13 protein-coding genes, 1 tRNA gene and 1 pseudogene are annotated in these 20225 nt (G+C 73.7%); 10 read left to right on the forward strand and 5 right to left on the reverse strand.

The annotated features are described in order from the left end of the window. The first annotated feature begins 30 nt into the window (after window positions 1-30). The 3 genes and pseudogenes from EDD54_RS19800 to EDD54_RS19810 all read left to right on the forward strand — a co-directional run bounded on the left by EDD54_RS19800 (window position 31) and on the right by EDD54_RS19810 (window position 3845). The gene (locus tag EDD54_RS19800) at window positions 31-480 is read left to right on the forward strand and encodes a PIN domain-containing protein (RefSeq protein ID WP_126538865.1); all 450 of its coding nucleotides are present in this window, start codon (window positions 31-33) and stop codon (window positions 478-480) included. Then, window positions 395-3217, forward strand: a pseudogene (gene metH / locus EDD54_RS19805) (methionine synthase); the annotation flags it as partial. The gene EDD54_RS19800 and the pseudogene metH, both read left to right, overlap by 86 nt. A gap of 13 nt (window positions 3218-3230) precedes the next feature. Continuing rightward, window positions 3231-3845: a cation efflux transmembrane domain-containing protein gene (locus EDD54_RS19810; RefSeq protein ID WP_126538861.1), complete on the forward strand. Its 615-nt coding sequence runs from the start codon at window positions 3231-3233 to the stop codon at window positions 3843-3845. Window positions 3846-4325: 480 nt separating this feature from the next. Here the strand turns inward: EDD54_RS19810 and EDD54_RS19815 are convergent, their stop codons facing one another. The 5 genes from EDD54_RS19815 to mnmA form a co-directional block, all read right to left on the reverse strand. After that, window positions 4326-4985: a response regulator transcription factor gene (locus EDD54_RS19815; RefSeq protein ID WP_126538859.1), complete on the reverse strand. Its 660-nt coding sequence runs from the start codon at window positions 4983-4985 to the stop codon at window positions 4326-4328. Beyond that, a complete protein-coding gene (locus EDD54_RS19820) occupies window positions 4982-6331 on the reverse strand; it encodes a HAMP domain-containing sensor histidine kinase (protein WP_126538857.1) in 1350 nt (449 codons plus the stop codon). The genes EDD54_RS19815 and EDD54_RS19820 overlap by 4 nt, the downstream gene beginning before the upstream one ends. A gap of 136 nt (window positions 6332-6467) precedes the next feature. Continuing rightward, window positions 6468-6544, reverse strand: a tRNA-Met gene (locus tag EDD54_RS19825). Between the two features lie 91 nt (window positions 6545-6635). Further along, window positions 6636-7316 (reverse strand): class I SAM-dependent methyltransferase, encoded by a 681-nt coding sequence (locus EDD54_RS19830; protein WP_126538855.1) that lies wholly within the window; start codon window positions 7314-7316, stop codon window positions 6636-6638. A gap of 37 nt (window positions 7317-7353) precedes the next feature. Next, the gene (mnmA, locus tag EDD54_RS19835; protein WP_126541805.1) at window positions 7354-8547 is read right to left on the reverse strand and encodes a tRNA 2-thiouridine(34) synthase MnmA; all 1194 of its coding nucleotides are present in this window, start codon (window positions 8545-8547) and stop codon (window positions 7354-7356) included. Between the two features lies 1 nt (window position 8548). On the opposite strand from mnmA, the gene EDD54_RS19840 reads away from it, so the two are divergent. The 7 genes from EDD54_RS19840 (at window position 8549) to fliN (ending at window position 20224) form a co-directional block, all read left to right on the forward strand. After that, window positions 8549-14944, forward strand: coding sequence for a flagellar hook-length control protein FliK (locus EDD54_RS19840; RefSeq protein ID WP_133674047.1), 6396 nt, complete (start codon window positions 8549-8551; stop codon window positions 14942-14944). A 14-nt stretch (window positions 14945-14958) separates the two neighbouring features. Next, entirely contained in the window at window positions 14959-15690 is a 732-nt protein-coding gene (locus EDD54_RS19845; RefSeq protein WP_126538851.1) for a flagellar hook assembly protein FlgD, read from the forward strand. Between the two features lie 133 nt (window positions 15691-15823). Further along, window positions 15824-16099 carry a CtrA inhibitor SciP gene (gene sciP, locus EDD54_RS19850; protein WP_126538849.1) on the forward strand — a complete coding sequence of 92 codons (276 nt, stop codon included), beginning with the start codon at window positions 15824-15826 and terminating at the stop codon, window positions 16097-16099. 318 nt (window positions 16100-16417) lie between these two features. Further along, window positions 16418-18115 (forward strand): flagellar basal-body MS-ring/collar protein FliF, encoded by a 1698-nt coding sequence (gene fliF, locus EDD54_RS19855; RefSeq protein ID WP_207620356.1) that lies wholly within the window; start codon window positions 16418-16420, stop codon window positions 18113-18115. Between the two features lie 3 nt (window positions 18116-18118). Next, entirely contained in the window at window positions 18119-19195 is a 1077-nt protein-coding gene (gene fliG, locus EDD54_RS19860; RefSeq protein WP_126538845.1) for a flagellar motor switch protein FliG, read from the forward strand. 31 nt (window positions 19196-19226) lie between these two features. Beyond that, entirely contained in the window at window positions 19227-19889 is a 663-nt protein-coding gene (locus tag EDD54_RS19865; RefSeq protein ID WP_126538843.1) for a FliH/SctL family protein, read from the forward strand. Then, the gene (fliN, locus tag EDD54_RS19870) at window positions 19886-20224 is read left to right on the forward strand and encodes a flagellar motor switch protein FliN (RefSeq protein WP_126538840.1); all 339 of its coding nucleotides are present in this window, start codon (window positions 19886-19888) and stop codon (window positions 20222-20224) included. The genes EDD54_RS19865 and fliN overlap by 4 nt, the downstream gene beginning before the upstream one ends. Window position 20225: the final 1 nt, after the last annotated feature.

Consider the following 20225-nt stretch of genomic DNA (forward strand, 5'->3'; position numbering starts at 1 on the left):
CACTCAAGCCCAGACCGACCGGTTCCAGCCGTGCTCCCGACGATCGACAGCAACATCCTGGTCTACGCGATCGACCGGCGCGACACCGCGAAGGCGGACGTCGCCCGGCTCGTCGTGGCCCGTGTACGCGAGACCGGCGGCCTGCTCGGCCTTCAGACCATCGGCGAGACCTTTCGCGTCGCCACGGCCAAGTTGAAATGGCACCCGGCGATCGCCGAGCGCTATCTCCAGGGTCTGCTCGCCACCTTCCCGACCTTCGCGCAGACGTCGGGGACCGTCTCCGCCGCCCTCGCGCTCGCAGCCGCGGGGCGGCTGTCGATCTGGGACGCCAATCTCGTTTCCGCCGCGCAATCGGCCGGCTGCACGCATCTCCTCTCCGAGGACATGCAAGACGGCGATCGGTTCGGCGGCCTCGAAGTGGTCGATCCCTTCGCCGGCCGCGACCTCTCCCCGCGTGCCCGCGACCTCCTTTCTCTCTGACCGACCGGATCCGCTCTCCATGACATTTCCCGCCGCCGACCAGCCCTCGCAGCCCGCCGCCGGCTTCGCCAACTTCGTGATGGTGGGCGAGCGGACCAACGTCACCGGCTCGGCGAAATTCCGCAAGCTGATCAAGGACGGCGACTATGCCGCCGCGCTCGACGTGGCGCGCGGCCAGGTCGAGGGCGGCGCCGTCGTGCTCGACGTCAACATGGACGAGGGCCTGCTCGACAGCGAGAAGGCCATGGTCACCTTCCTCAACCTGATGGCCGCCGAGCCCGACATCGCCCGTGTGCCGGTGATGGTCGACAGCTCGAAGTGGACGGTGATCGAGGCCGGCCTGAAGTGCCTGCAGGGCAAGGGCATCGTCAACTCGATCTCGCTCAAGGAAGGCGAGGAGGCGTTCCTGCGGCAGGCGCGGCTGGTGCGCCGCTACGGCGCCGCCGTGGTGGTGATGGCCTTCGACGAGAAGGGCCAGGCCGACACCTTCGCCCGCAAGACCGAGATCTGCCGGCGCTGCTACGACATCCTGGTCGAGAAGGTCGGCTTCCCGCCCGAGGACGTCATCTTCGACCCCAACATCTTCGCGGTCGCCACCGGCATCGAGGAGCACGACAACTACGGCGTCGACTTCATCGAGGCGACGCGCTGGATCCGCACCAACCTCTCCGGCGCCCACGTCTCCGGCGGCGTCTCCAACCTGTCCTTCTCGTTCCGCGGCAACGAGCCGGTGCGCGAGGCGATGCACACCGTGTTCCTCTACCACGCCATCCAGGCGGGCATGGACTTCGGCATCGTCAACGCCGGCCAGCTCGGCGTCTACGACGACCTCGACCCGGAACTGCGCGAACTCTGCGAGGACGTCGTCCTGAACCGCCGCCGCGACGCCACCGAGCGGCTGGTCGAGGCGGCGCCGCGCTTCAAGGGCGACGGCGCGGCGAAGGAGAAGACGGCGGACCTGGCGTGGCGGTCGTGGCCGGTCGAGAAGCGGCTCGAACACGCGCTCGTCCACGGCATCACCGAGTTCATCGAGACCGACACCGAGGAGGCCCGCGCCGCGGCGGCGCGGCCGCTGCACGTGATCGAGGGCCCGCTGATGGCCGGCATGAACGTGGTCGGCGACCTGTTCGGCGCCGGCAAGATGTTCCTGCCGCAGGTGGTGAAGTCGGCCCGCGTGATGAAGCAGGCGGTCGCCTACCTGATGCCGTTCATGGAGGCCGAGAAGGCCGCGAGCGGCGCCGCGGGCTCCTCGTCGGCCGGCAAGATCCTGCTCGCCACCGTCAAGGGCGACGTCCACGACATCGGCAAGAACATCGTCGGCGTCGTGCTCGCCTGCAACAACTTCGAGGTGATCGACCTCGGCGTGATGGTGCCGATGCAGAAGATCCTCGACACCGCGCGCGCCGAGAACGTCGACATCATCGGCCTGTCCGGCCTGATCACGCCTTCGCTCGACGAGATGGTGCTGGTCGCCGCCGAGATGGAGCGCCAGGGCTACGACCAGCCGCTGCTGATCGGCGGCGCGACCACCAGCCGGATCCACACCGCGGTCAAGATCCACCCGCAGCTGAAGCGCAGTCAGGCGGTCTACGTCACCGACGCCAGCCGCGCGGTCGGCGTCGCCGCGGCGCTGGTCGGCGACAAGCGCGCCGGCTACGTCGACGAGGTCCGGCGCGAATACGCCCGGATCGCCGAGGCGCACGCCCGCGGCCGCGACGACAAGCGCCGGCTCTCGATCGCCGAGGCGCGCGCCAACCGCTTCGACGTCGACTGGGCCGACTGGAGGCCGGTGCGGCCGAGCTTCCTCGGCACCCGCGTCTTCGAGAGCTACGATCTCGCCGAGATCGTCCGCTACGTCGACTGGACGCCGTTCTTCTCGACCTGGGAGATGAAGGGCAGCTACCCGGCCATCCTCGACGACGACCGCTACGGCCCCGCCGCCCGCGCCCTGTTCGAGGACGCGCAGGCGATGCTCGCCAAGATGATCGAGGAGAAGTGGCTGACCGCCAACGGCGTCGTCGGCTTCTGGCCCGCCAACGCGGTCGGAGACGACATCGAACTCTATACCGACGACACCCGGACGACGCGACTCGCGGTGCTGCACGGCCTGCGCCAGCAGATCGCCCGCGATTCCAGCCGCGCCAACCTGTCGATCTCCGACTTCGTCGCCCCGCGCGAGAGCGGCGTCGCCGACTATGTCGGCGGCTTCGCCGTCACGGCCGGCCTCGGCGAGGACGCGGTGATCGAGCGCTTCGCCCGCGCCAACGACGACTATTCCAAGATCCTGTCGCAGGCCCTCGCCGACCGCCTCGCCGAGGCCTTCGCCGAGTGCCTGCACCGGAAGGTGCGCCGCGAGCTCTGGGGCTACGCCCCCGACGAAACCGCCGGCCCCGAGGACCTGATCGCCGAGCGCTACGTCGGCATCCGCCCTGCGCCGGGCTATCCGGCCCAGCCCGACCACACCGAGAAGGGCACGTTGTTCCGCCTGCTCGACGCCACCGCGGCGACCGGAATCCGCCTGACCGAGAGCTATGCCATGTGGCCGGCCTCGGCGGTGTCCGGCCTCTATTTCGCCCATCCGGACAGCCACTACTTCGGCGTCGGCAAGATCGAGCGCGATCAGGTCGAGGACTACGCCGAGCGCAAGGGCATGGACCTCGCCGAGGTCGAGCGCTGGCTGGCGCCGATCCTCAACTACGATCCGGCCGAGGCCGGCCGCGCCGCCGCGGCCGAGTGAGGGAACCGAGCCCGTGACCACGGACGCCGAGACCGCCGCCCACCGCGACCCGGCCTACCGCCGGGTCCTCGTCGAGGCCGCGCTGCTCAACGCGGCGATGTTCTTCGTGGAAGGCGCGGTCGGCCTGTGGATCGGCTCGGCGGCGCTGGTGGCCGACGCGGTCGACTTCCTCGAGGACACCGGCATCTACGGTCTCGGCATCCTCGCGGTCGGCTGGTCGCTGCGCAACCGCGCGCGCGCCGGTTTCGTCATGGGCATCCTGATGACCCTGGTCGGGCTGGTCGCGCTGGTGCAGGTGCTGGTCAGGCTGTGGTACGGCGGGGTGCCGTCGGCGCTCGGCATGTCGGTGACCGCGGCGGTGGCGCTCGCCGTCAACGTCACGGTGGCGACGCGGCTCGCGGCCTGGCGCGGGGGCGACAGCTCGATGCGCTCGATCTGGCTGTCGACCCGCAACGACGCGCTCCTGAACGGCCTCACCGTGGTCGCCGGCGTGCTGGTCGCCAATCGCGGCGCAGCCTGGCCCGACATCGTCGCCGGCCTCGTGATCGCCGCGGTCAACCTCTGGGCCGCCCGCGAGATCCTGACCTCGGCGCGGACCGAGCTGCGCGCAGCCGCGTCGCCTTCGTAGAACCTCGCAGGTCCGAAGTCTCGTCGCTCTCGCCAACATGACGGAACCTTAATTGGAAGGTTTCGCCCGTTCGCGCTTATATCGAGCGCGTGACGGAACGTTCTTCGGAACATCGCGGACTCGGAATTCTTCCCTAGACCACACCGACCCTCGACCGTCCATGCGAGAAGACCCGACGGCTTCCCTCAGCTGTTGGGAAAACTTCCCGGAACACATGCCGTCCGCCGTCCCTCCGGCGTGACGGCATTTCCGTTTCCGGGCAGGTGCGCATCGGCCGGAGCCCTCGCTTCGGTCGATGCGTCGCCGCCCGGGGACGGGACGCGCCGGCGCGGCGACGACCGGCGCGCGCGCCTCATACCAGTCCCGCAAATTCCCGACTCGTCGGGACTTTCCGGGGTTTCGGCCATCCGGCCGGCGCCCGGTCGGGCGCTCCTCGCTCGCAAAGCTCCGACCAGAGGTCGGAACTTTGCGAGCTCGGTATCACGCCGGCTCGTCGGGCCCGAGCGCGGCGGTCGAGAGGCGGTGGTGGCGGTTCTCGACGGCGAAGCGGATCAGGTCGCCGGTGCGGTCCATGCCGAGCTTTTCCTTCACGCGCGTCATGGTGTTGGCGACGGTCTTGTACGCGATGCCGAGCTTCTCGGCGATGTCGGCGAGGCTCTCGCCGTCGCCGAGCAGGCGCAGCACCTCGATCTCCCGCCGCGACAGCGCGCGGACCGGATCGCCGTCGCCGTCGCTGCGCACCGCCGCGATCTCGGCGGCGAGTTCGTCGTCGACGAAGCTCTCGCCGCGCGCCGCCTTGCGCACCGCGGTCAGCAACTGGTCGGCCGGCGCACTCTTGGAGACGTAGCCGATCGCGCCGGCCCGGCGGGCGGAGGTGGCGTAGACCACGTCGGTGTACATGCTGAACACCACCACGCGGGCGCGGTCGTCCTCGGCGCGGATCCGGCGCAGCACCTCGAGGCCGCTGCCGCCGCGCAGGTTGATGTCGAGCACGGTGACGTCCGGCCGCTCGCCGGCCCAGGCCGCGAAGGCGTCGTCCGGCGTCTCGGCCTCGGCGAAGCTCGAGCCCGGGATCGTCTGCAGCAGCCGCACCACGCCCTGACGGACGACGGCGTGATCGTCCACCACCAGGATCCTCATCGTGCTTCCTCCCCATCCACCGCGGCGCCGGTCCGGCCCGGCGGCGGGATCACGGCCGAGACCACCACGCCCGGCACGTCGAATCGGTTGTCGACGGAAAGGCGGCCGCCGAGCGCGGCCGCCCGCTCGCCCATGCCGACGATGCCCCAGCCCTCGCCGGCGGGCCGCTTCAGGCCGCCGCCGTCGTCCGCCACCTTCAGCCGGATCCGCTCGTCGCGCAACGCCACCTCGATCTCGATCCGGGTTGGGTGACCGTGCTTCAGCGCGTTGGCGACCGCCTCGCGGACGATCGCCGCGAGCGCGACGTCGACGCTCTCGCCGAAGCCCTCCTCCGGCACGGCGACGGCGAAGTCGACGCGGGGGTGGTGCAGGGCGAAGAAGGCGACCTGGTCGTGGATGGTCTGGGCGAGGCCGATGGTCTGGGTGCTGCCGGGCCGGAGCTGGCCGAGCAGGGCGCGCACCTGCCGCTTCACCGCCGCGACCGCGGCGCCGGCGGTGCGGGCGCGCTCGAGGATGGCGGCGTCGCGCCCGGGATCTGGCGGGCCGGCGGCGAGGTCGCGAATCGCGGCGGCGTCGACGTCGATGGCGAGCAGCAGCGGACCTATCTCGTCGTGGAGGTCGCGGGCGAGGGCGCGGCGCTCCTCGTCCTCGGCCTCGGCCATCTGGGCGGCGATGCGGGCGTCGCGGGCGCGGACCTCGGCGAGCCGGCCGACCATGCGGTCGAAGGCGGCGCCGACCACCGCGACGTCGTCCGGCGCCGCGATGCCCGCGCGGACCGAGAAGTCGCCGCCGCCGGCCTGCTCGAGGCGCAGGCGCAGCCGGTCGAGCGGGCCCGTCAGGCGGCGGAACGTACGGTCGGCGAGCAGGGCGCAGAGGCCGGCGAGGGCGAGGAGCGCGGCGGCGCCGGCGAGGGTGTCGGCATAGAGCCGGTCGACCGGACGGGCGGGATCGGCGTCGATCCGCAGCGCGCCGATGCCGGGCAGGTCGAAGCGGCGGCCGGCGTCGGAGGGTACGATCAGCCGGGCGAACCACGCCGGCGCCGGCGCGGTGCGCCGCGGCGGCGACGAGCGGTCGCGCAGGGCGCCGGCGGGCGTGACCAGCGTGACGGTGACGAAGTCGTCGCCGTCGAACAGCCGGACGATCTCGCGGATGCGGTCGGGCGTGCGCCGCGTCGCCGGCAGCGCCCCGACGGCGCGCGCGACGGTGGCCCAGGCGGCGTCGACGGCGGCGGTCTCGTCGGCGCGCACGCGCTCGATCCCGCGCGCGACCGAGAAGGCGGCGAAGCCTGCGGCCGCCACCACCCCGGCCAGCCCCAGCGCCAGCACCGATCTCCACCGCGTCCGCACCCGCCGTCCTCCCCGCCAGAGCGGCGGCGATGCTGGCCACGGCACGGCCGAAGCCGCAAGCGAAATGTCGGACGGGCGAAGCCACACCGCGTGGCGGTGCACGAGGCTCGAACAAGGGTATGGCGTCGGGGAGAAATGGTAGCAGAGGGCGGAATCGAACCGCCGACCTACGGGTTATGAGTCCGTCGCTCTAACCAACTGAGCTACTCTGCCACGGGCCCGGGGGCGGTCGGAACCGCCCCGTCGAGCGGCGCCGATATAAGGGGCGGCCCGCCGGCCTGTCAAGCCGCGTCGCGGCCGGCGGTCACTTCACGACTTCGAACTCGAGCAGGCGGTAGAAGCCGCCGAGGCCGGCGGGGCGGTCGGCGAGGAGGCGGGTGCCGGGAAGGGCGGCGAGGGTGGCGGCGGTGATGGTGGTGTTCCAGCCGAGCAGGCGGCCGAACGGCGTCAGCGCCCGGGCGACGAGGCGGCGCGGGCCGGCGTCGGCGGCGAAGTGGCCGACCACCAGGATGCGCCCGCCTGGACGGACGACGCGGCGCATCTCGGCCATGACGCGGGCCGGGTCCGGCACCACGGTCATCACGTACATCGCCATGGCGGCGTCGAAGGCGGATTCGGGGAAGACGAGGCGGGCGGCATCCATCTCGTGGATCGCCTCGACGTTGGCGAGGCGCTTCTCGGCGACGCGGCGGCGCGCCTTCTCGAGCATGTCCGGCGAGAGGTCGATGCCGACGACGCGCGTGGCGGCGGGATAGTCGGGCAGACTGATGCCGGTGCCGACGCCGACCTCGAGCACGCGCTCCGTGCCGGCCGGCAGGGCGGCGACCGCGGTCTTGCGCGCGGCCTCCATGATCGGCCCGAACACGGCGTCGTAGACCGGCGCCCAGCGGGCGTAGGCGTCGACGACGTCCTTGGCCCGCATCACCGTGCGGATCGCCGGGCCGTCGTCGCCGTCCACCGTGCGCGCGCGTTCCTCCGAGGTCATCGATGCTCCTCCCTGACGGATCTGCCGCCGCGCCGGCTCAACCGGCGGCGACGGTGCGTTGTTCCAGGTCCCGCACCGGAGCGCCGGCGCGCTCGCGGGCGAACACCGATTCGGTCGCCTCGATGAAGCCGCCGCCGAGCACGCGGGCGTCCTCGCCGGCGCCGTCGTAGAGCACGCAGGCCTGACCGGGCGCGACGCCGTGTTCGCCGGACAGCAGGTCGACGGCGACGACGCCGCCGGCGGCGTGCAGCACGGCCGGCTGCGGCGGGCGCGAGGACCGCACCTTGGCGTGGACCTCGAGGCCGTCGGCCGGCAGGTCGGCGAGCGCGCCCGGGCCGATCCAGTTGACCTCGCGCAGCGCCAGCCGGCGCGTCATCAGCGCCTCGCGCGGGCCGACGACGACGCGCGCGCCGGCGGCGTCGAGCCGGATCACGAACAGCGGCTCGCCGGCGGAAATGCCGAGGCCGCGGCGCTGGCCGACGGTGTAGTGGATGATGCCGTCGTGGCGGCCGAGCACGCGGCCGTCGACGTGGACGATCTCGCCCGGCGCGGCGGCCTCGGGCTTCAGTCGCTCGATCACGTCGGCGTAGCGGCCCTGCGGCACGAAGCAGATGTCCTGGCTGTCGTGCTTGTCGGCGACGGCGAGGCCGAACTCGCGGGCGAGTTCGCGCGTCTCGGCCTTCGTGAGGTCGCCGAGCGGGAAGCGCAGGAAGTCGAGCTGCTCGGCCGTGGTCGCGAACAGGAACCAGCTCTGGTCGCGGTCGGCGTCGACCGGACGGAACAGGGCACGGCGGCCGTCGACGAGGCGCGAGCGCACGTAGTGGCCGGTGGCGAGCGCGGCCGCACCGAGGCTGCGGGCGGTGTCGAGCAGGTCGGAGAACTTGACGGTCTGGTTGCAGGCGACGCAGGGGATCGGCGTCTCGCCGGCCATGTAGCTCTCGGCGAAACGGTCGATCACCGCGTGGCGGAAGCGCTCCTCGTAGTCCAGCACGTAGTGCGGGATGCCGAGGGCGGCGGCGACCTCGCGGGCGTCGTGGATGTCCTGGCCGGCGCAGCAGGCGCCCTTGCGGTGGGTCGCCTCGCCATGGTCGTAGAGCTGGAGCGTGACGCCGACGACGTCGTAGCCTTCGCGTTTCAGGAGCCCGGCGACCACCGAACTGTCGACGCCGCCCGACATGGCGACGACGACGCGCGTGTCCCCGGGCCGGCCCGGCAGGTCGAGACTGTTCAGCATGCGGCACCCGTTGGTGGTCGCGAACGGCGCGACGCGGGACATTGTCGCCCCGCGGGCCGGGGATCTTCAAGGGCCGCGCGGGTCCGCCGGGCGGCAACTTCTGCCGGGGCTCCGGCAATCCCGGCCGGGCGAGGCGCCGGCGGGAGCCACTCACCTGGGCCGAAAGCGCGGGAAAATCAAGTCCGCCCCTGGGTTTTCGGGGCTGGCACGGCGGTTGCGACGGCCCGGTGTGGAGTTCCGACCGAAAATGGCCCTCGACAGTTCCGCGCTCGCCCTGTTCCCGACCCTGACGCCCGCCGTCGCCGCGGGTCGCGCCGCCGAGCCGGCCGCGTCGGACGAGGGCGACGCCGCGATCCTGTTCGCCGGCTTCCTGGCGGACGCCGGGCGGCCCACCGACGCGGCGCCGCCGGCCGAGCCGATCGCCCCCGCCGAACCGGCCGAGCCCGTCCCCGCCGCGCTCGCGCCCGAACGGGCCGCCGGCACCGTCGACGCCGGCGCGCTGCTCGGCGCCGCCGAGGCGCTCGACGCGCCAGCGGAAGTGGACGCCGCCGTGCCGACGTCGCCTTCGGCGGATGCCACGCCGCCCGAGCGGCCGGAGTCCGGGCCCGCGCCGCGGCGCGAGCCGGGCCGGTCGGAGGCATCGGCCGCGGTCTCGGCGGGCGCGCCAGCCGTCGATGCGCCTTCCGACGAGGCGCGGCCGCTCGCCGGCCCCGCGACCTCGCCCCGCACAGCTGAACGGTTCGCGATCACCGGTGACACCGGCGTGTCGGACGATCTTGCCGCGGACGGTGATGCTCCGGACGGCACGCGGGACGTGTCCGGTGATGCCACCGCGGCCGTGACCGGTTCGTCGACGGCGACCGGGCCGGTTGCCGCCGTCTCGCCGCTCGCCGTCGTGCCGGTGCCCACCGCAACGGACGCCGGCATCGCCGAGATCGCCGAGGCCCGCGAGGGTGCCCCGCGTCCAGCCGCGCCCGCCGCGCCGACGATCCCGGCCTTCCCCGCCGCGGGCACCGATGCCGCCGAGGGGGCGACCGTCCCGGCGACCATCCCGGCGAATCCCACGCGCCCGACCGGCGCGTCCGTCGAGGCCGCGGCCGCGCCGGCCGGAGGCGGTCCGGCGCCGTCGGGGCAGGGCGCCGCCGCGGCGTCCGCGCCGGCGGCGAACAGGCCCGTGGCGGCCGCGGCGACGCCGGTGACGAACGGTACCGGAGCCAAGGCCGCCGGACCGGTGGCCGCGGCGACGCCGGACGTCGCCGCGCATGCGTCCACCGCCGACGTCCCGGGCGCGACCGCGGTCCCGTCCGCCGCCCGCGCGGACGCGGCGCCGTCCCTCGCCTCGCGGCCCGAGCCGACCGACCCAGCTGCCGCCGCAACGGCGCCGGTGACGACGCGCTCGTCCGGCGCTCCCGCGGCCGTTCTGGTCGGCGCCGTGACGGCACCGCGGACGACGACCGACATCGCCGCGGCGGCGCGGCCCGTGATCGCCACCGAAGGGGTCGGCGTCGCCGTCGTGCGCGGCTTCGCGCCGGCGACGGGTCCGAACCCGGCCGCCGCGATCGATCGGTCGGCGGCGCCGCGCGTCCCGGCGGGATCCGAGGCTTCGTCGATGGACGCCGCCGCGGCGCGCCCCGCCGTGGCCGCGGTTCCGTCCGATGCCGAAATGCAGGCCGCCGGTCCCGCCGCCGAAGCCCGCGCGACCGGGGCCGCGACGCCCGGGCGCGGGCCCGACGCTCCCGTGGTCGCCGAGCGCGCTGCGCCGGCAGTGGCCGCCGCCGCCGTCGTTGCGGATGCGGCCCGGCCGGGCGTTTCCACGTCCCCGGCCGAAGCGCCCGTCGTCGCCGCCGATGCCGCCGCGACCGGTGCCGGACGGGGCGTGGGCGCCGCAGCCGACGCCGCGCCGACCACGGCGGTCCGGACGGCCTCCGAACCCGCAGCGAATGCCGCGCCGCCGCGTTCGCCGATCGTCGGCGACGCGCCCGATGCCGGTAGGACCGCGCCGAGCGCATCCGCCCGGTCCGGCGAAACGGCCGGTGCCGCCGCCGCCGCTCCGGCCGCCGCGGCGCCCGTGGCGACGGTCGCGATCGAGCCGGTGCCACTCCCGGAGGTCTCCGTGCCGCGCGCCGCCGGTTCACCCGTTTCGGCGGCCGCGTCGCCCGGCGATCGGCCCGCCGTCGCCGCCGGCGCGACGTCGTCCGCCGCCGAAGACGCGGAGCGCCCGACCGTCGCCGGCGCTGCTCCCACGGCGACGGAGGGAACGGCCGCGCCGGTCCGTGCGGACGCCGGCCGCGCGTCCGCCCCGGTGACGACGCCGATTTCGGCCGCCTCCGCCAGTGTTTCGGGCGAGTCGGTCGCGATCGCTTCGACGATCGGCCCGTCGGCGGCCGCCGCATCGGCCGCGTCGGCCGCGCGCGTCGCCACGGCGGCGGGTGCCGCGCCTGCGTCGACGGACGCCGCCGTCGCGGCTATCGCGGAAGCTCCCCTGTCCGAGGGGGCCGCGGGCGTTCGCCTTGCGCGGACGTCCGACGTCGCCGCCCCGGGCACGGAGCCGGCCGCGGAGGAGGTCGGCACGGCCGGCCGGGCACCGACGGGCAGCATCGCGAACGATGGCACGGCTGTGGTGCAGGGCGACGCGGCCGACGGGCCCGCGGCGGTGCGGACGCGGACGTCCGAGCTCGCGGCTCCGGTCCCGGGCGTCGCGCAGCGCAAGGAAGATTCGGCCACGGCCGCACGGGCATCGACGGGTCTCGCCGCGAACGACGGCGCGGCTCGGGCGGAGGGCGTCGTGCCCGACGCTCTCGTGCCGGTGAGGACGTCGACGACCGGCGCGATCGCCGCCGATTCCGGATCCGATGCGTCCGCGTCCGCTTCGACGGGGCGGAACGCCTTCTTGCCGGTCACCGGTTCGGTGCAGCCTTCCGAGGGCGATGCGGCCGGGTCGGTGGCGACGGCGCGGGCCGATGCCGCCACGCCGACGGGCGCGGCGAGCGGGCTTGCCGCCGGCGCGACCTCCGCGCCCGCGACGACCTCGGCGATCACCACGGCTTCCGTCGCCGAGATGCTCGGTGCAGTTCCGACCTCGACCGGCGCGGCGCGCGCCGCCGCCCTGGTCGAACGGCAGGTGCGCGCGGCCGGCATCGCGACCGGTGGCGCACCGCTGCCGAGCGTCGCGATCGCGGCGGCGAGGCTGGCCGTGTCGAATGCCGGCGGTGGCGCGGGTGGCGTCGCTTCGGCTGCGCGCGATGCCGGGTCGGCGCCGCAGGTCTCGCCCGCCGCCGGGGCCGTGCCGAACCCGCCGGTTTCCGGCGAGGTCGCGCCGACGGCGGCACCGGCCGCCGCATCCGGCTCTGTCCCGACCGCGTCGTCCGGCGCGAGCGCCGCTGCTGCGGCGCGTCCGAGCGCTCCGCCTCCGCCGGTGTCGGGCGAGGTCGTGTCGACGGCGGCACCGGCCGCCGCGTCCGGCTCTGCCCCGACCGCGTCGACCGGCGCGAGCGCCGCTGCTGCGGCGGGCCCGAGCGCGCCGCGTTCGCCGGTGTCGGGCGAGGTCGTGTCGACGGCGGCATCGGCCGCCGCGCCCGCCGCCGCCCCGACCGTGTCGGCCGGCGCGAGCGCCGCCCCGGCCGCGGTTCCGGCGGACGCGCTCGCCACCGCCGTGGCGGTTCCGAACGTGCCGCCCGCGCCGATGTCTGGCGAGGGCGCCGCGACGGCGTCGACACCCGCCGACGTATCGTCCGCCGTGCCGGGTAGCTCGTCCACGACGACGGTCGATCCCGAGGTTCCGCCGGCCGGCCCCGGGCGGTCGACCGCGACCCCGTCGGCCGGCGCCGCCGCTCCGTCCGCGGCTCCCGCCGCGGCGGACGCCCCGGCCGCGCCGACTGCGCCGGTCGCTTCTCCGCGTTCCGATCCGGCCGTGGGCGCGGCGATCGCGGCGCGAACCGCCGCGGATGCGGCAACCGATCTCGTCTCCTCGCCGACGCCGCGGGTCGGGAGCGCCCGACCGGCGAATGTCGCGGCGCCCGCGCCGGCCGGTGCGCGAACTCCTGCGGACGCGCGCGGCGATGCCGGCACCGACACGATCGCCGCCCCGGCGGCGGACACGCCGTCGGCGCGGGCCGCGACCGTGGCCGTCGGGCTCGGCGCGGGCTCCTCCGCGCCCGCCACCGGATCGGCGGTCGGCAGTGCGGCCCCGGTTGCAACGCGCGGCGCCGAGGCGGGTCCGCCGACACCGTCGGCGTCGGCGGGCGCCGGCGCGGCCGTGTTCGCCCGGGGCATCGAGGACGCGGCGCGGCCGACACCGTCCACCTCCGTCGCCGCGGGCGCTGCCGCGACGCCGACCGCTTCGACCGCCGCCGCCGCGTCTCCGGCCGCCGCCGGTGCGACGGCCGTGGGATCCGCCACGACGACGACGACGACGCTCGCGGCCGCGGGCCCGGGCCCGTCCACGCGGGCTTCGACGGCTCCGGCCGCCGCCGTGACGACGGCTGCGACGTCCGCCACGGCGGCGACGAGTGCGTCCCCCGCCATCTCGGCTGCTCCGGCGGCCGCCGCGACCACGGGTGGGACGTCCACGACCGCGGCGACCATCGCTGCCGCGGCGTCGAACGTGTCGACGCCCGGTTCCGCTGCTCCGGGCGTTTCCACGGCTCGGCCCGCGTCGGCGTCCTCCTCGGCGGCAGGGGGCGGGCCCTCGGCCTCGCCTGCCGCGGCGTCGACGGACTCCGCCGCTTCCGACGCGTCGGCCCGGCCGGCCGCGACGCCGGCCGCTCCCGTGCTCGAGGTCCGGGCCGCTGCCGCCGTGGTCGAAGCCGATGCGCCCGCGGATCTGCCGCCCGTCGCACGGCCGGCCACGCCGGCCGTCGGCGGCGATGCCGGCGCGTCGGCCGACGGACGCACCGAGGCTGCGGCCGCGCCATCCGCCCGCGCTCCGGTCGCCGAAGCCGCCGACCGCGTCCTCCGCGACGCGCCGACGCGTGCCGCCGGATCCGCCGCCGACACGGACGTCGCCGCACCCGTCGGCGAACGGGCGACCGCCGCGACCGACGGTGTACGCGGTGCCCCGGCGCAGACCGCGAACCTTACGGATGCGGTCACGCCTTCCGCGCCGGCAATGGCTCCCGCCACGGCAACACCGGGCGCGACTCCGACCGTCGCCGGCGCGGTTCCGACGCCCGTGGCGGGCGCTCCGAGCGACACCGTGGCCACGTCGGAGCGGCCGTCCGCGGTCGACGCTGCGCCGGTCGCGCCGACCCCGACGACCGCACCGGGCCGGACTGCTCCGGCCGTGCCCACGCCGGCCGCGGTGCCGGTGGCGGGATCGAACGGCACCGCGCCGGCCCTTTCGGACGGCCAGGAAGGCGCCGCTTCGCCGCCGCCGGCCGCGGCCGGGGCGACGACCGACGGCCCGGTCGCGGATCGGGATGCCGGCGAGCGGCGCGGCGAGGCGCGCCGGGCGCAGGTCGCCGCCCCGGCGTCGGCCGAGCGGCCGGCGGCGCAGCCGTCGCAGCCCCGTCCGATCACGACCCCGGCCGAAGCGGCGGCGACGGTCGCCGCGGCGGTGCCGGCCGTCGCCGACACCGCGACCACCGAGACGACCACGGCCGCGGCGGGTGCCGGCGTCACCGGCGAGGCCGCCGCCGTGGCGGGACGACAGGCCGCGACCACGACCGCGCGGCCGTCGACGGCGACGACCGATACCGCTCAGCAGCGCTCCGCGGTGCTGCAGCGCCCGGGTGCGGCGCAGGCGATCGCCACGGAATTGCCGGCGATCGCGGTCAAGGCGGCGCAGGGCGTCAGCGCGGCGGCGTCGGCCTTCGCGGCCCGTCTGCGCGGCGAGCGCAAGGCCGAGGGCGAGGCCGCCGGCGACACGACCGCGGCGAATGCGCTGCCGCTGCCGGTGCAGCAGCCGACGGCGGCGGCCGTGCAGACCGCGGCGGCGACCGGCGGGCACTTCGTCGCCCGCCACGTGCCGGTGCACCGCGTCGGCGCCGAGATCGCAAAGGCGGCCGAGGCCGGCGGCGACAGCATCGAGATCAGCCTCGATCCGGTCGATCTCGGGCGGGTGGACGTGCGGCTCGAATTCGGCGACAAGGGTGAGGCGCGGGCGCATCTCGCCGTCGACCGCCCGGAGACCCTCGAACTGCTCACGCGTGACCAGCGACAGATCGAGCGCTCGCTCCGGGACGCCGGTTTCGACGCGCGGGACGGTGCCGTGTCGATGTCGTTGCGCCAGAACGGCGGCGACGGCAACGGGCAGGCCCAGCGTCAGTACCAGGCGTTCGAACAGTCCCGCGGCGCGGGCGGCGCGAGCCGTTCCAACGACGCGGACGTCGGTGCCGCCCCCGTGGCGGATGTTCATCGGCCGCGGCGCGACGCCCTGGTCGATCTGAGGCTCTGAGGAAGGACCAGTCGATGTCGGTCGCCAGCACCACCGCCCGCACCGTCGCCGCCGCCAGCACGGCCTCGACCAGCGCCACGTCGAGCACCTCGAGCACTTCGAGTTCCAGCGAGAGCTCGTCGTCGACCACCTCGGCGGCGACCAACAGCCTGTTCGCCAACTACGACATGTTCCTGAAGCTGTTGACCACGCAGCTCCAGGTGCAGAACCCGCTGGAGCCGATGGACGCCGAGAAGTTCACCGAACAGCTGGTGCAGTACTCGGCGGTCGAACAGCAGATGAAGACCAACGAGAACCTGCAGGCCATGCTGGCGACCATGGTGAGCAGCACCGCGCTCAGCCTCGTCAACTACATCGGCAAGACCGTGGAGGCGACCTCGGACACCACCCGCCTCGAGACCGACGGCACCGCGACCTGGAAGCTGACCGCCGGCGCCGAGGCCAAGGGCGCCAAGGTGACGATCCGCAACTCGGCCGGCGCGCTGATCTACTCGGGCAACAAGGACTTCGCCAAGGGCGAGAACACCTTCTCCTGGGACGGCAAGGGCAACGACGGCACCACGGCGCCGGCCGGCGACTACACCATCACCGTCGAGGGCACCGACGCCGACGGCAAGGCGGTGGCCTTCAGCACCAAGGTCAAGGGCGTGGTGGAGTCGATCGACACCTCCAACGCCGAGCCGTACCTCAAGGTCAACGGCGTGCTGGTGCCGCTGTCGCGCCTGATCTCGATCGGGTCGTCGTGACCGCGGGAAAGCCGACGGAGGGCCGCTACAACCTCTTCTAATTCTTACCGATTTGTTGCTACCCGATTAGGCCATTTTTAAAAGGACCGCGCTAGTCTCTCACACGAGGTCAGGTTTCCAGTGTGAGAGTACGATGACCGAACAGATGCGCCCGAGGGTGAAGTACGTGATCGGGCCGGACGGAAGTCCGCTCACGATCGCGGATCTGCCCCCCGAGGACACCAAGAGATGGGTTATCCGTCGCAAGGCAGAGGTCGTCGCCGCCGTCCGTGGCGGGCTCCTCTCCCTCGAGGAGGCCTGCAAACGCTACACCCTGACCACGGAGGAGTTCATCTCCTGGCAGCAGTCGATCGACCGTCACGGTCTGGCCGGACTGCGGGCCACGCGGGTGCAGCAATACCGCGGCTGACCATGCCGCCGACGGCCGGTTCCGACCGGCCCGAGACCAGCTTGCGAGAGGCCGGCCATCGCGCCGGCCTTTTCGCTTTTCGGACCGCTTCGGCGTGGTCGGCATCGTCCGGTCGGCAGTTTCTACCGGGTGCGCTGGCGTTTCGCTAACCACCAAACCGCGGAACTCCGGGCTTTCCCACAGGGCCTCTCCGGCCGTTAACAACTTGTTTACCAAGCCCGTGCGGAAATTCCTGCCGGGTCGGGGGTGCTTCGCCACCGACCCGACGGAACGTGGTCGGGTAGGACGGAGCGGTCGAGGGTGAACGGGGTCGCCTCCTTGCTGAAGTCACTGGGGCCGGGGCGGCTGGCGGCGATGGGCGCCGTGGCGCTCGGGCTGGTGGGCTTCTTCGCCTACATCATCCTGCGCTTCAACGAAGTGGCGCAGGTCCCGCTCTACACCGGCCTGACGATGGAGGACACCGCCGCCATCACCCAGGAGCTGGACGGCCAGAACGTCCAGTACACGCTGAAGGACAACGGCGCGATCATCCTGGTGCCGGACGCCGATGTGCTGAAGCTGCGCATGCAGCTCGCCGAACAGGGGCTGCCGGCCGGCGGTGGCGTCGGCTACGAGATCTTCGACAAGACCGACGCGCTCGGCACCACGTCCTTCGTGCAGTCGGTCAACGCGCTGCGCGCCCTCGAGGGCGAACTCGCACGCACCATCCGCACGATCCGCCGGGTCGATCAGGCGCGCGTCCACCTCGTGCTGCCCGAGAAGCAGCTGTTCCGCAAGGACGCCCAGAAGCCGACCGCCTCGATCGTGCTGAAGACCCGCGGCGAGCTCGACCCCGGCCAGATCCGCGCGATCCAGCACCTCGTCGCCTCCGCCGTGCCGGGGCTGGAGCCGAGCCGGATCTCGGTGGTCGACGAGACCGGCCGCCTGCTCGCCCAGGGCAGCGGCGAGGACGACACCGCCTACATGGCCTCCACCGTCGACGAGCGCGCGAGCTCGGTCCAGCGGCAGGTCGAGGAGCGCGTGCGCGACATCGTCGAGAGCGTGGTCGGCGCCGGCCGGGTCCGGGTCCGCGTCGCCGCCGAGCTCGACCTCAACCGGGTCACCCAGACCCAGGACACCTTCGATCCCAACGGGCAGGTCGTCCGCTCGACCCAGACCCGCGAGGACAAGTCGGCCTCCCAGGACAACCAGCCGAACGACCAGGTCACGGCGGGCAACCAGGTTCCGAACGCCAACGCCAACCAGAACGGCCAGGCCGCCGGCGCCCAGAGCAACCAGAACGCCGCGGCCACCGAGGAGACCGTCAACTACGAGATCTCCAAGACGACGCGGACCCAGGTCACCGAGATCGGCGGCATCAAGCGGCTGTCGGTGGCGGTGCTGGTCGACGGCCGCTACGCCACCGACGCGGCGGGCACCCAGACCTACACGCCGCGCCCGCAGCCCGAGCTCGACCAGATCTCCGCGCTGGTGCGCACCGCCATGGGCTTCGACCAGAACCGCGGCGACCAGCTGCAGGTCGTGAACCTGCAGTTCGCCGACGGTCCGGCCGTGCCGACCGACGCGGCGGCGACCGGCCTGTTCGACTTCACCAAGGACGACCTCGTTCGCTTCGCCGAGATGGGCGTCATGCTGGTGCTGACGCTCCTGGTGCTGCTGTTCGCGGTGCGTCCGCTGATCCGCCGCATCGTCGCGCCGGACCCGTCCGCCGAGGAGTCCGCGCAGGCGGCGGCGCAGGCGGTGATCGCCGGCACGCCGGGCTCGACCACCATCATCGTCGGCCCGAACGGCCAGCAGATCCCGGTGCAGATCGGCGCCGACGGCAAGCCGCTCCCGGTCCTGATCGACGGCACGACCGAGCAGCCCCAGGGCGGCGGCGTGCCGACCCGCCTCGAGGAGGCCCGCGCCGCCGGCGCCGCCCAGATGGACCAGCTCCGCCGCGTCGGCGACCTCGTCTCGGAGAACCCGAACGAAGCCGCGATCCTCATTCGTACCTGGCTCTCGGAGGCCGCGTAACCCATGGCAGTCAACGGCCCGCTCTCGGCCACGGCGATCGTCGCCAACGGCAACACGCTGACGATCTCGTCGGCGAGCGAGCAGCGCGCTCTCACCGGTGGCGAGAAGGCCGCGGTGATGATGCTCGCACTCGGCGACAAGTACGGCAGCCCGATCTGGAAGGAGCTCGACGAGATCGAGATCAAGCAGCTGTCGCAGGCGATGTCGAAGCTCGGCCCGATCACGCCGACCATGCTCGACGACCTGATGGTCGAGTTCGTCACCAAGGTGTCCTCGACCGGCGCCCTGATGGGCAACTACGACACCACCGAGCGCCTGCTGCTCGCCGTGTTGCCGCAGGACAAGGTCAACGCGATCATGGAGGAGATCCGTGGTCCGGCCGGCCGCAACATGTGGGAGAAGCTGTCGAACGTCCAGGAGGTGGTGCTCGCCAACTACCTGAAGAACGAGTACCCGCAGACCGTCGCCGTGGTGCTCTCGAAGATCAAGGCCGACCACGCCGCCCGCGTCCTCGCCAAGCTGCCGGAGGAGTTCGCGCTCGAGGTCGTCAACCGCATGCTGAAGATGGAGTCGGTGCAGAAGGACGTGCTCGACAAGGTCGAACAGACCCTGCGCGTCGAGTTCATGTCGAACCTCACCAACACCCAGCGCCGCGACGCCCACGAAATGATGGCGGAGATCTTCAACAACTTCGACCGCACCACCGAGGCCCGCTTCGTCACCGCGCTCGAGGAGAACAACCGCGAGGCGGCCGACCGCATCAAGGCGCTGATGTTCACCTTCGACGACCTCGGCAAGCTCGATCCGGGCGCGATCCAGACACTGCTGCGCAACGTCGAGAAGGACAAGCTGGCGCTGGCGCTCAAGGGTGCCAAGGACCAGGTCAAGGACCTGTTCTTCGGCAACATGTCGGCGCGCGCCTCGGCGATGCTGAAGGAGGACATGGAGGCGCTGGGTCCGGTGCGCCTGCGCGACGTCGACGAGGCGCAGGTCTACATGATCAACACAGCCAAGGACCTCGCCGCCAAGGGCGAGATCATGATCTCCAAGAACAAGGGCGAGGACGACCTCGTCGTCTGACGCTCCGTCCGCCGCAACAGCCGAGTCGCCGATGGCCGCCCCCGCCCGTTTCCTGTTCGACACCGACTTCGCCGCCCCGCCACCGCGGCCGGAGCCGGCCGCACCGGTCGTGCCCACGATCGAACTCCCGTTGCACGAGACGCTGCTCGCCGAGGCCGAGCGCCGCGGCCACGAACGCGGCCTCGCCGAGGGCCGCCAGGGCGCCGAGGCCAAGGCGGCCGGCCGTCTCGCCGACGAGGCGAGCCGTCTCGCTTCGGCGGCGCAGTCGATCCTCGCCGTGCTCGACGTCGAGCGCGAACGCATCGAGGCCGAGGCGGCCCGCCTCGCCGTCGCGGTCGCCCGCAAGATCGCCGGCCGGCTCTACGACCTCCATCCGCGCGAGGCGATCCTCGCCGTGCTCGCCGACTCGCTCGGCCCGCTCGCCAAGGCGCCCCACCTCGTCGTGCGCCTCGCGACCGAGGACGCCGGCTCGATCCGCGACGCGCTGACCAAACTCGCCGCCGAGCGCGGCTTCGACGGCCGCCTCGTCGTGCTCGGCGAGGACGGCGTGCCGCGCGGCGACTGCCGCGTCGAGTGGGCCGACGGCGGCATCGTGCTCGACCGCGCCGCGGTCGAGGCCGCGATCGAGACCGCCCTCGACGCCCATCTCGGCGTCGTGCCCGCCGCGGGCGACCGGACCGGAGAGACGACATGAGCAACGGCAACGACCCGGGCGGCCTGCCGTTCGAGACCCACACCGCCGACCGCCGCCGCGGCGAGGACGAGGATCCGAACGCCTCCCACTCGGCCGCCGAACTCGAGGCGGTGTTCGACGTCCCCGTCCGCGTCTCGGCCGTGCTCGGCCGGGCCCGGATGAACGTGCACGACCTGCTGCGCCTCGCCCCCGGCGCGGTGCTTGAACTCGACCGCAAGGTCGGCGAGGCGATCGACATCTTCGTCAACGATCGGCTGGTTGCGCGCGGCGAGGTCGTCCTCGTCGAGGACAAGCTCGGCGTCACCATGACCGAGATCATCAAAGCGGAACGCTGAG

The organism is Oharaeibacter diazotrophicus (assembly GCF_004362745.1).
Taxonomy (GTDB): Bacteria; Pseudomonadota; Alphaproteobacteria; order Rhizobiales; family Pleomorphomonadaceae; genus Oharaeibacter; species Oharaeibacter diazotrophicus.